This window comes from Streptomyces kronopolitis (assembly GCF_014646275.1).
GTDB classification, from domain to species: domain Bacteria; phylum Actinomycetota; class Actinomycetes; order Streptomycetales; family Streptomycetaceae; genus Streptomyces; species Streptomyces kronopolitis.
Genome location: NZ_BMND01000003.1, coordinates 363928 through 375985, shown reverse-complemented (window position 1 = coordinate 375985; position 12058 = coordinate 363928). Strand labels below are relative to the sequence as shown.

General features: G+C 71.3%; 9 protein-coding genes. 3 read left to right on the top strand and 6 right to left on the bottom strand.

Translation table 11 applies throughout. The features are described 5' to 3' along the window. Positions 1-127 precede the first annotated feature (127 nt). Together IEY78_RS05895 and IEY78_RS05890 are read right to left on the bottom strand one after the other, a co-directional pair. Positions 128-1219, bottom strand: a complete 1092-nt coding sequence (locus tag IEY78_RS05895; RefSeq protein ID WP_189096497.1) for a glycosyltransferase family 2 protein — start codon at positions 1217-1219, stop codon at positions 128-130. Positions 1220-1504: 285 nt separating this feature from the next. After that, on the bottom strand, positions 1505-2710 hold the full coding sequence (locus IEY78_RS05890) for a S8 family peptidase (RefSeq protein WP_189096496.1): 1206 nt from the start codon (positions 2708-2710) through the stop codon (positions 1505-1507). Between the two features lie 444 nt (positions 2711-3154). Between IEY78_RS05890 and IEY78_RS05885 the strand changes: the two genes are divergently transcribed. Further along, positions 3155-4045: an aminoglycoside phosphotransferase family protein gene (locus tag IEY78_RS05885; protein WP_189096495.1), complete on the top strand. Its 891-nt coding sequence runs from the start codon at positions 3155-3157 to the stop codon at positions 4043-4045. A 64-nt stretch (positions 4046-4109) separates the two neighbouring features. On the opposite strand, the gene IEY78_RS05880 is transcribed toward IEY78_RS05885, so the two are convergent. Then, entirely contained in the window at positions 4110-4829 is a 720-nt protein-coding gene (locus IEY78_RS05880) for an exonuclease domain-containing protein (protein ID WP_189096494.1), read from the bottom strand. A gap of 265 nt (positions 4830-5094) precedes the next feature. Between IEY78_RS05880 and IEY78_RS05875 the strand changes: the two genes are divergently transcribed. Further along, complete coding sequence (locus tag IEY78_RS05875; RefSeq protein ID WP_189096493.1) at positions 5095-5904, top strand: SDR family NAD(P)-dependent oxidoreductase; 810 nt, start codon at positions 5095-5097, stop codon at positions 5902-5904. Positions 5905-6008: 104 nt separating this feature from the next. Here IEY78_RS05875 and IEY78_RS05870 read toward each other — a convergent pair whose 3' ends face one another. The 3 genes from IEY78_RS05870 to IEY78_RS05860 form a co-directional block, all read right to left on the bottom strand. Then, a complete protein-coding gene (locus IEY78_RS05870; protein ID WP_189096492.1) occupies positions 6009-7259 on the bottom strand; it encodes a DUF5919 domain-containing protein in 1251 nt (416 codons plus the stop codon). Positions 7260-7359: 100 nt separating this feature from the next. Further along, complete coding sequence (locus IEY78_RS05865) at positions 7360-8691, bottom strand: copper amine oxidase (RefSeq protein ID WP_189096491.1); 1332 nt, start codon at positions 8689-8691, stop codon at positions 7360-7362. Between the two features lie 43 nt (positions 8692-8734). Then, positions 8735-9547 (bottom strand): Tat pathway signal sequence domain protein, encoded by an 813-nt coding sequence (locus tag IEY78_RS05860; protein ID WP_189096490.1) that lies wholly within the window; start codon positions 9545-9547, stop codon positions 8735-8737. A 241-nt stretch (positions 9548-9788) separates the two neighbouring features. On the opposite strand from IEY78_RS05860, the gene glgX reads away from it, so the two are divergent. Beyond that, positions 9789-12008 carry a glycogen debranching protein GlgX gene (gene glgX / locus IEY78_RS05855; protein ID WP_189096489.1) on the top strand — a complete coding sequence of 740 codons (2220 nt, stop codon included), beginning with the start codon at positions 9789-9791 and terminating at the stop codon, positions 12006-12008. Positions 12009-12058 lie beyond the last annotated feature (50 nt).

The window sequence follows — 12058 nt, the reverse complement described above, 5'->3', positions numbered from 1 at the left end:
CCACGACTGGGCAATTCACCCCCGCCCGGCGGAGGTAGGGAGACTCTCTCCCTACCTCCGCCGGGCCCCTGGAGAGCTGCTCCTCCTTCACATGAACGGTGACATCACCAGGTCCTTCGAGTGCGCGTCACCCCACTCCGGGTACTACCGGCCGGGCGGCCGGGGTGTCGGCTCGGCCCTTCTCGTAGACCGTCAGGCCCCGTGCCAGATGGAGGGGGACCAGCAGCAGTTCCACGATCAGGGCCTTCCAGGCGTAGACGAGGTTGACGGCCTTGGTCGCGTAGACACAGGGGACGTTCAACAGCACTGTCGCCAGTGGGAGTTTGCGGCGGCGGGCGGCGTAGAGGAGGGGTGGTGTGGTCAGCAGGAGTTCGGCTCCGGCCCACCAGGCGAAGGCGAGGGCGGGTGGTTGGTCGGTGGTCGCGGCGAGGACGAAGGGCGTCGCCCACCACAGTGGCGCGGTGAGGATCTCCAGGAGTGCGAGAAGCACCCACACCGCCAGCAGGGGTTTGTGGACGATCAGCCGGCCGAGGTGCAGCCGGACGTTCTGGCAGAAGCCCGCCATCCAGCGCCAGACCTGTTTGCGCAGGTAGGTGAGGTCTTCCGGATCGGCGGCGAGGGCCACGGCATCGGAGACGTAGACCGCGCGTCTGCTCGCGATCTGCTGGGCCCACGTATAGTCCATGTCCTCGACGATGGTGCGTTCGGGGAAGCCGCCGAAGGCCATCAGATCGTCGCGGCGGAAGACGGAGCAGCAACCCGAGCACACCATGGGGCTGTTGGCGCGCGCCTGGATGGGCCTATGCCAGTGGAAGCCGAAGAGATACTCGGTGGAGCGTCCGCGTTCCCAGAGGGTGCGGGTGTGGCGGGTGCGGACCGTGCCCGCGGCGATGGAGACCTCCGGATCGTCGAAGACGGGCAGAACGGTCTCGATGTAGTCCGGCGCGAGGACGGTGTCCGCGTCGACGGCCAGGACGAGGTCGGTGGTGCACTGCGGCAGCGCGTAGTTCTGCGCCTTGGCCTTGCTGCCGAGATTCCGTGGCGGACGCAGAACGGTCACGCCGTGTGAGGCCGCCACTTCGCCGGTCCGGTCCGTGGAAGCGTCGTCCACGACCAGGATCCGGTCAGGTCGGACGGTTTGCCGGGCGAGGGACTCCAGCGTGGCCGGCAGTCCCTCCTCCTCGTTGTGAGCGGGCACGATGACGGTGATGGTGTGCAACTCGATCTCCCCCTGTCTTGCGGATCGCGCCGGCTACGACCGTGATCAGTCCGATCAGGCCGTAGACAATGGTGCTGATGCCGATGAACGGCAGTCCTCCGTGCATGTCACCGACGGTAGGGGGAGAGACCGTCGAATGGTTCCGGAGGTATCCTCCTGTGGATAACCCGGTTGTGGATGTCTGGAGTTGGTGCAGCGGCGCCGGGCGGAGGCCGGAAGCACCGCCGCCCGCCGCACTCCGTGGGGGCGAGCGCGGCGGGCGGCGGGAGCCGAGGGGCGAGGTGGTTACTCGACGACCTTCAGCAGCTTGTTGGGGGTGCCCTTGGTGGGGTTGGTGATCTTGTCGGCGGTGGCGCCGTCGGTGAGGGCCTTCTCCACGTCCGCGGGCTTGGCGTCCTTGTGGCCGGCCAGGTAGACCGCGGCGGCACCCACGACGTGCGGGGTCGCCATGGAGGTACCCGAGATGGTCTTCGTGGCGTCGTCGCCGGTGTTCCAGTCCGAGGTGATGTCGGAGCCCGGCGCGTAGAGGTCCACCGCGCTGCCGTAGTTGGAGAAGTCGGACTGCTCGTCGTCCTTGGTGCTGGAGGCCACCGTGATGGCTTCCTTGACCCGCGCCGGGGAGCTCTGGCCCGCGTCGGAGGACTCGTTGCCCGCCGCGACACCGAAGGTGACACCGGCGTCGATGGCCTTCTTCACGGCCGAGTCCAGCGCCTCGTCCACGCCGCCGCCGAGCGACATGTTGGCGACCGAGGGGCCCTTGTGGTTCTTGGTGACCCAGTCGATGCCCGCGACGACCTGCTCGGTGGTGCCGGAGCCCTTGCCGTCGAGGACCTTGACGGCGACGACCTTGGCCTTCTTGGCGACGCCGTGCTCGGTACCGGCGATGGTGCCCGCGACGTGCGTGCCGTGGCCGTTGTCGTCCTCGGCCTTGTCGCTCTTGTCGATGGCGTTGAAGCCGTACGAGGCGCGACCGCCGAAGTCCTTGTGGCTGATGTGGATGCCGGTGTCGATCACGTAGGCGGTGACGCCCTGCCCCGCGTCGGCCGGGTAGGTGTACTTCTTGTCGCCCTTGGTGTCCGTCTGGTCGATGCGGTCCAGGCCCCACGACGGCGGGTTGGCCTGGCTGGCGTCGATGTGGAACTTCTTGTTCTGTACGACCTTGTCGACGGCCGGGTCGGCGGCGAGACGCTTGGCCTCCTCGCCGTTCAGCCCGGTGGTGGAGAAGCCGTCGATGGCGGAGGAAAACTTCCGCTTGACCTTGCCACCGTACTTGGCGGCGAGGTCGCCGCTCTCCGCGGTACGGATCGACTTCTTCAGCATGACGATGTAGCTGCCGTTGACGGCACCCTTGGCCTCGGCTCCGTAGATCTTGCCTTCGGCGGCGGGGGACGCCCCCGCGGTGACCGCGGTGACGGTGGCGATACCAGTAGCGGCAACCGCGGCGCCTATCGCCGTGACCAGCCGCTTCTTGCTGGAACGCTTGTGAGCCATTGCGAGGGTTCTCCTCGTTCGTGGTGTGGGGGGAAAGCGTTGCGCAATAGCCCGAGGAGACCGGAAGATCTCCGTCGGACTGGTTCGAAACCCTGTCTGATTGATCAGTCCGATTTCAAGGCCAGCCACGTCGTGTGAGATAAGCAACAAGGCCCACGAAAAGGGAAAGGTTTCAGAAGTGGTCAAAAAGACCAAGGAGTTGAAGCCGGGTGACTCAACTCCGTTTACATGAAGGCAATGGGCGGAGTGCGGCGACCGTGAACGGGGCCTTGCGAGGCCCCAGTTGACTGCGGCGGGGCCGGGCGGGCGGCGCGGCCGGCAGACGGATCGGCGGCCGAGGTTCCGGGGCGAGCCCTCCACCCTGGGCGGCACACCGCGATCCGCCGAGCCCCGCCGGGCGGACCTGCGACACTGGTCGCGTTCCCGCACCGCAGGAGGCATCCGATGACCGCACCGAGCCCCGCCGCCTTCACGGAGGCGCGCGCCCGGGACGTACTGGCCGCGGCCGGACGGCCCGATGCGGCGGCCGGCGCCGAGTTGCTCTCGCTGGGCGAGAACGCCGTCTTCGCCCTCGGTGCGAACGGGCCCGTCGTGCGGATCGGCCGCAGCGCCGAACTCCTGGAGCGGGCCGAGCGGGAGCTGGCGGTGGCGCGGTGGCTGGCGGCCGAGGGGGTACCGGCCGTACAGGCCGCGGAGCCCGTGGCCACGCTGGTCGACGGACATCCCGTCACCTACTGGCAGCGGCTGCCGGCGGCCGAGCGCCCCGCTTCGCCCGAGGACCTCGCCACGCTGCTGAAGCTGGTCCACGCGCTGCCGGAGCCGCCGTTCGCACTGCCCCGGCGCGAACTGCTCGGCGGCGTCGAGCGCTGGCTGCGGCTGGCCGGCGACGCCGTCTCGGCCGCCGACGCGGACTATCTGCGCGGGCGGCGGGACGCCTTCGCGGCCGCCGCCTCCGCCCTGGAACCGCGGCTGCCCCGCGGCCCCCTGCACGGCGACGCGCTGCCCCGCAACGTGCACATCGGGCCGGACGGGCCGGTGCTGGTCGACCTGGAGACCTTCTCCTCGGATCTGCGGGAGCACGATCTGGTCGTGATGGCGCTGAGCCGGGACCGCTACGGCCTGTCCCCGGAGGCCTACGACAGCTTCGTGTCCGCCTACGGCTGGGACGTACGGGACTGGGAGGGCTGCGCCGTGCTGCGCGGGGCGCGCGAGACGGCGAGCTGTGCCTGGGTGTCCCAGCACGCGCCCGGGAACCCGGCGGCGCGCACGGAATTCGGCCGCCGGATCGCCTCGTTGCGCGAGAAGGACGCGACGGTGCGGTGGTACCCCTTCTGAGCCGGACGGCCGGGGCGGCCGGTAGCAGGAGCCCTGGCACCAACAGAAGAAGGATCCGCAGCGCTCAGACGCCGGCCTGGTACGGGATCAGCGGCCAGGCCGGCTCGACTATCGCCCGGGGATCGCCGGTGCGCCGCAAATACTCCTGGAACGAGGCGGCTTGCTCGGCGGCGGCCTGCTCCTGGAGGGTGTGCAGCGCACGGGGCGACGGGAGGGCCACGGCCGGATACTTCTCCCCGATGCGCCGGGCGACCCCGGCGGCGGCCGCGGCGTCGGCACCCGCCTCGTGTGCGCCGTCGAGCCGGACGCCGTAGTGGCCGCACAGGGCCTGCAGGGCGCGCTTCCCCTTGCGGTAGCGGTCCACGTGCTTGTCCAGGACGAGAGGGTCGATGACCGGGGCGGGGGCGTGCCCGAGCCGCTCGGTCAGGGTCCGCAGGCCGTGCCGCCGGCACTCGCGGTCCAGCAGCGAGAGGTCATAGCGGGCGTTCATCACCACCAGCGGGATGTCCGCGCGCAGGGCATCGGCCAGCGCCTCGGCGATCTCCTCTATGGCCTCGGCCGGCGGGCGTCCGTGTTCTTGGACATAAGCGGTCGAAATGCCGTGAATGGCCGCGGCTTCCTCCGGAATCGGCACGCCCGGATCGAGCAGCCAGGTCCGTTGTGCGGCGGCCCGGCCGTCCCCCTCCAGCCGGAGCAGGGCCGCGGTGACGATGCGGTCCTGCTCGACGTCGGTGCCGGTGGTCTCCAGATCGAAGCTGACCAGCAGCTCCTGATGCCAGCTCATGTGGCCTCCTTCGGTGGTACTTCCCCCGTTGCCCGCCCACTCTCGCACGCACCACTGACAACCGACCGGCCGCCCGACGCGCCCAGCTGCCCCGCCACCCCGGCGACCGGCGACCGGCCCCCCGGGCCGCACCCCTCACCCGGCCCGCCGCCGACCCGGCCGCGGCCCCGGCCCCGGCCCAACCCCCGGCACGCGCCCTCCCCCACCCCCGCACCCCTCCTTTCCCTCCCCCTCCCTCCCGTCCCCGGACACTAGGCTGGCCGCCATGGACCTACGGCTGGCTGGACAGGGCGCGCTGGTGACGGGCAGCAGTGCGGGCATCGGGGCGACGATCGCCGAGATGCTGGCGGACGAGGGGTGCGAGGTCCTCGTGCACGGGCGCGACGCGGGGGCCGCGGCCGCCGTCGCCGAGCGGGTCGCGGCCCGCGGTGTGCGGGCCGAGGTGGTGCTGGGGGATCTGACGGAACCGGGCGTCGCCGAGCAGGTCGCGCTCACCGCACGGGACTTCGGAGCCCGCATCCTCGTCAACAATGCCGGTCCGTTCGCCGAGCACGACTGGGACAGCTCCCAGCCGTCCGACTGGCGGGCCGCCTTCGAGGGGAACGTGCTGCCGACGGTGCGGGTCAGCCAGACACTGCTGCCCTCGCTGCGCGCGCACGGCTGGGGCCGGGTGATCACCATCGGCAGCCGGGCCGTGCGGACACCGCTGCCCCACATGGCGACCTACTCCGCGGCCAAGGCCGCCGTGGTGAACATGACCACCAGCCTGGCCCGCCATCTCGCCGGGACCGGCGTCACCGCGAACTGCGTGAGCCCGGGGGTGATCGTCACCCCCTCCCTGTACCGGATGATCGAGGAGCGGGCGACCGCCGAGGCGGACGAGGGGACCGGCCTGGACGAGGGGACCGGCCTGGACGAAGCGGACATCGCCGCGGAGTACGCGCCGAACCCGAGCGGGCGGCTGGGGCGCCCGCAGGACATCGCGGCCGCGGTCGCCTATCTCGCGAGCCCGTTGGCGGATTACGTCAACGGGATCGAACTACGGGTCGACGGCGGCATCACGGGAACGCCGTAGCGGCCGCCGTTCCCACAGGGGCACCCCGCCCGCCATGTCGTCCGTCCCGTCCCGGCGCCCTCCGCGTCGCCGGCGGACCGCCCCGAAACGGGCCCGCCACCCCGTCAGGACACCGGCCGCGAATCCGCCCACATGCTCTCGAACTCCTCGCGGTAGGTCTCGAAGAGGCCGTGGTCGCCGTCGCGGCCCTCCCGGGCGTCCTGGCGGACGACCTCGCGGCCGCCGCCGCGCAGGACCAGGACCGGGGACTCCATCCCGCGGCTCTTGCGGAGGTAGGGCTGGACGACGGCCACGCCGTCCGACCCGTCGCCGTCGACCAGGTAGGCGGTGAAGCGCGGGGTCTCGTCGAAGACCTGGATCTCGAAGGCGCCGGGGTCGCGCAGCCGGGCGCGCACCCGCCGCATGTGGAGGATGTTCATCTCGATGGAGCGGCCCATCTCGCCCTTCTTCAGGCCGATTTCGCGCTCCCGGCGGCGGACCGCGCTGCTCGCCGGGTTGAGGAACAGCAGCCGCACCCGGCAGCCGGACTCCGCGAGCCGGACCAGCCGCCGGCCCGAGTAGTTCTGGACCAGGAGGTTCAGCCCTATGCCCACGGCGTCCAGCCGGCGGGCGCCGCCGAAGAGGTCCTCGGCGGGCAGCTGGCGCTGCAGCCGCACCCGGTCGGAATGCACCCCGATGACGTCGGCGTAGCGGTCGCCGACCAGGTCCTCCACCGCGTCGATCGGCAGCCGTCCGGAGATGCGGGTGCCGACACCGGAGCCGAGTATGTCCAGGAGGCGGGCGGAGGCGCGCTCGGCCTGGGCGAGCACCGTTTCGGACAGCGCGCGGTTGCGGGAGACGATGTTGCGGGCGACCTCCAGTTCGTCGAGGGCCAGCTCGACGTCGCGGCGGTCGTCGAAGTACGGCTCGAAGCAGGGCCAGTGCTGGACCATCAGTTCGCGGAGTTGCGGCAGGGTCAGAAAGCTGACGATGTTGTCGTCGGCGGGGTCGAGGAGGTAGCCCTTGCGGCGGCTGACCTCGCGCACGGCGACCGCGCGCTGCACCCACTCCTGGCCGGCCGGGCCGGCCGCGGCGATCACCCATTCGTCGCCGTGCACCGGCTCGTAGATGGGCCGCAGGACGGCCGCCACGACGGCCCGCAGCCGCTGCTCGACGAGATTCAGCCAGATGTAGGCGCGCCCGGCCCGGCGGGCCCGGGTGCGCACCTCGCTCCAGGCGTCGGCGCCCCAGTCCAGCTCAGCGCCGATCTCCAGCGGCCGTGCCAGGGACACCGCGCCGGGCGGTGCGTCGACGGAGCCGCCCTCATGGCCCTCATGACTCTCGTCACCAGGGGGCAACTCCAGCCCGCCGCTCACCTGCCACCGCCTTCCGAACCCCCGTGCCAACGATCAAGGCAGACTACTGCGGTGCGGGAGGCGGTGCAGCAGGATGGGGCGAGTCGGTCGGCAACTCCCCTTATCCATAGTGCCCGTTGTGCCCGGACAACGCGGGCGGAGTGAGCGGATTCATAGCGGTCACATCGCGGGGCACCAGCTGGAAGCCCTGCCAGTGCACGGGCATCGGCTCCTGGTCCTCGTCCCTGGCGATGTGGTGGAACCCGATGTTGACCCACGCGATGGGGTGTTTCAGCGGCTGCCCGTTGACCCAGGTGTCGACGCTCCGGCCGGCTCCCTTCCCACAGTTGGCCAGGTTGTTGCTGGCGAACTGCTCACATGCCTTGTAGTCCGTGACATAGACGTCGTGCCGGGTGTATCCGCGGCCGGTGTATTTGGCGGAGCGGCCCGGGACGATCTCGTACGAGCGCGGGTGGCCGTCCTTGTTCTTCCCGGTGTCGCTCACCACCCGCCACCAGCGCAGCGGCCCGGCGTCGCCGGCCAGCTCCTTGGTGACGGGGGTGCGGGTGGTGCGGATGGTGGGGGTGCGGCCGCCGGACCGGGCCGTGAGCGCGGAGTCGAACTGCTCGACCTTGTTGGTGGTGGAGCCGTCGAGGCCGAAGTTCAGCCGCCAGAAGACGTTGTGGCTGTGGCTGGTGGCGAAGTCCTTGGCGCCCTTGCCCAGCGGCATCCCGCGGCCGTCGCCGGCGTCGTAGTCGCCCGGGGAGACCGTGCCGGTGGCGCCGACCTGCATGGTCATGGTGCCGTCGCCGGCGAACCGCCACTCGGTGATGTACTCGTACCAGCCGACCTTGTTGACGGTGTAGACCAGCAGGTCCTTGCCCTGGAGCTGGTAGGTCCGGGCGCTCTCGCCCGGGTAGGGGCCCTTGCGGTAGGCGTGGCCGCGGGCGCGGGTGGTGGCGCACAGACCGCTGACGTCGGGGTGCGCGGGGTCCCAGGCGCCGGGCACCCGTACGGTCTTGATCGTGCCGCCGGGGCACTCGGCCGGGTCGAGCTTCTGCAGCCCCTGCGCGAAGCCCTGGCCGGTGAGGTCGTCGTACTCGTTGGTGCCGTCGTCGTAGGGGACGTGGATCTGGGCGAGCTTGGCGGTGGTGAGCACCTTGATCGGGGCGCGTTCACCCTTGGGCTGGTAGGAGATGTCGTCCAGGACGAGGCCGGCGTTGCCCTCGTAGTGCCAGCACATGCGCCAGACGGTGCCGCCGTCGAGCGTCTGGGTGAGGCGGTAGGCGGGACTGCACCGGGGAGCGGGTGCGGCGGGAGCGGTGGGGGCGGCCTGGGCGGTGGGGGCGGTCAGCAGGGCGGGCGCGGCACACAGCAGTGCGGCCGCGGCGAGTGCCGTGGTGCGGCGGCGCGGGCCGCGGGAGCGGGCACCGGTGGGGCGGCTTTCGGGCATGGCGAAGGCTCCTGTGCGAAGGAGTGGCGGTGGGCGGGCGCGCTCAGCCCAGGCGGGCGACGGTGCGGGCGCTGAGGTCGATGACGAAGCGGCGGGTGTCGATCCACTGCCCGTTCTTGATCTTGGTGAAGAGGCGGACGCAGCGGTGCTTCCCGCAGTCGCCGAGGGCTCCGGGGGCCTCGCCCTCCGCCCGGCCGCGGTAGACGAAGCCGGTGACCGACAGCGGGTCCGGGCCGGTGAGGTCGTGCCCGGTGGCGGCGCGGTAGTCCTGGCGCAGGCCCGCCCCCAGCGGGTCGGCGATCAGCAGCCGGGCCGCCTCGACGGCCTCGTCGTGGCCGGGCGGCGGCTGGACGCCGTGCTGGGTGTCGGCCGACTCCACCGCCGAGGTCGTGAGGTTGACGGTCGTGGTGAGGTAGCTGTCGCTGCGGTAGTCGTAGAACGAGACCCGTGCCAGGCGCGGCGGGTCGGCGAGCCGGGCCTGCACGGGGGTGAGTTCGACCAGGTCGGTGGTGAGGCGTTCGAGTCCCGGCCTGCCGGTGACGTCCGCGACGGCGCCGTGGCGGGTACGCGGCAGCGCCAGGTCCTGGGCGCGCCGCAGTTCGTCGTCGGTGAGCGGGTCCCGCCCCGTGCCGCGCTTCCCCTGGGCGGGGGCCCGCTCGACGACGCCGGGCGGCGGCGGTGCCCCGTCGCTCCCGGGGACGGGGGCGCCGGCCGCGGCGGGGCGGCCGCCGTTCCCGCTGCCGGCGGCTCCGGCGTCGGACGGCAAGGTGATCGCGGCCATGGCGGCGGTGCCCGTGAGGGCGAGCGCGGCGCCCGCGACGATCTTGCCGAGGTGGCGGTGCATCAGGTGGTGCACAGTTCCCCCCTGCTGTCACGTTCCGTGACACGCATGTCGGTCCCCCGTCGGTCCTCCAGTAGGACGACTGATAGGACGATCCGACATCGCGACAGGTTGCCCACCATTCAGCGGAGATCTCGCGAAAAGCCCTCCGTGTGCGACAAGTTGCGAAAAGTTGGGCGAGGATTCCGTTTTGTTCCGCTGAGGTGTGTCGTGGAGTCGCCGCAGCGCCCGCCGAGAACGTGGAAGGGTCTACCCCATGCAGGTCTGGCCGGGACAGATGTATCCGCTGGGTGCCACCTATGACGGGTCGGGCACCAACTTCGCGGTGTTCTCCGAAGCCGCGCAGCGCATCGAGCTGTGTCTGCTGCACGACGACGGTTCGGAGACCGCCGTCGAGCTGCGCGAGAGCGATGCCTTCGTGCGGCACGCCTACCTTCCGGGAGTGATGCCGGGACAGCGCTACGGCTTCCGGGCGCACGGCCCCTACGAACCCGAGCGGGGGCAGCGCTGCAACTCCGCGAAGCTGCTGCTCGACCCCTACGCCCGGGCCATGAGCGGCCGGATCGACTGGGACGAGGCCGTCTACGGCTACCACTTCGGGCGCCCCGAGGTCCGCAACGACCTGGACTCGGCGCCGCACACCATGGCGTCGGTGGTGGTCAACCCGTACTTCGACTGGGGCGACGACCGTCCGCCGCGCACCGCGTATCACGAGACGGTGCTCTACGAGGCCCATGTGAAGGGCCTGACGATGCGCCATCCGGAGCTGCCCGAGGAGCTGCGCGGGACCTATGCCGCGCTGGCGCATCCGGCGATCCTCGACCATCTGACGAAGCTCGGGGTGACCGCCCTGGAGCTGATGCCGGTGCACCAGTTCGTGCAGGACCACCGGCTGGTGGACGCGGGGCTGACGAACTACTGGGGCTACAACACCATCGGCTTCTTCGCCCCGCACAACGCCTACGCGTCCTGGGGCGACCGCGGCCAGCAGGTGCTGGAGTTCAAGACGGCGGTACGGGCGCTGCACCAGGCCGGTATCGAGGTGATCCTCGACGTGGTCTACAACCACACCGCCGAGGGCAGCCATCTGGGCCCGACGCTGTCGTTCCGGGGGCTGGACAACGCCTCGTACTACCGGCTGTGCGAGGACCGGCAGTACTACATGGACACCACCGGCACCGGCAATTCGCTGCTGATGCGCAGCCCCCATGTGCTGCAACTGGTGATGGACTCGCTGCGCTACTGGGTGCAGGAGATGCGGGTGGACGGCTTCCGCTTCGATCTGGCGGCGACCCTGGCCCGGCAGTTCCACGAGGTGGACCGGCTGTCGTCGTTCTTCGACCTGGTGCACCAGGACCCGGTCGTCAGCCGGGTGAAGCTGATCGCCGAGCCGTGGGACGTCGGTGAGGGCGGCTACCAGGTGGGCAACTTCCCGCCGCTGTGGACCGAGTGGAACGGGAAGTACCGCGACACCGTGCGGGACCTGTGGCGGGGCGAGCCGCGCACCCTGGCGGAGTTCGGGTCCCGGCTGACCGGCTCCTCCGACCTCTACCAGGAGGACGGCCGCCGTCCGCTGGCCTCGGTGAACTTCGTGACCTGCCACGACGGCTTCACCCTGCGCGACCTGGTCTCATACAACGACAAGCACAACGAGGCCAACGGCGAGGACAACCGCGACGGCGAGCGCTTCAACCGGTCCTGGAACTGCGGCGCCGAGGGGCCGACCGACGACCCCGGGGTCCGGCGGCTGCGGGCCCGGCAGATGCGCAACTTCCTGGCGACGCTGATGCTGTCGCAGGGCGTGCCGATGCTCAGCCAGGGCGATGAGTTCGGGCGCAGTCAGGGCGGCAACAACAACGCGTACTGCCAGGACAACGAGCTGTCGTGGGTGCGCTGGCCGGAGCCCCGGGTGCCGGGCGGGGCCGACGGGACCGACGAGGCGGGCGAGACGGGCGAGGCCGGCGGGACGGCGGAGGACGCCGACGGGGCGGCGGAGGAGGCGGACGGGGACGCGGAGGAGCGGGCGCTGCTGGAGTTCGTCCGGCAGATGGTGTGGCTGCGGCGCGACCATCCCGTCTTCCGGCGGCGGCGGTTCTTCCAGGGCCATCCGAGGGAGGGCACCTCCGACGAGCTGTCCGACATCGCCTGGTTCACGGCGGACGGCCAGGAGATGGGCCCGCGCGACTGGCAGTCGGTGCACGCCAAGTCGCTGACGGTGTTCCTCAACGGCAGCTCCCTCTCCGAGCCGGGCCCGCGGGGTGAGACGGTCACCGACGACTCGTTCCTGCTGATGTTCCACGCCCACGACCAGGACAAGGAGTTCGTCGTGCCGGAGCATCTGGGCCGGCAGTGGCAGGTGGTGGTGGACACCGACCGGCCGCGGGCGGTGGCGGACGGCGGGGGCGACAAGGTCAAGGCCGGCGACCGGCTGACGCTCGTCGGCCGGAGCCTTCTGGTGCTGCGGCGGCCGGCGTAGGGCGTGCCGTCCGGATCACGGCGGGCTCGCGGGGTCCGGCCCGCCCCGCA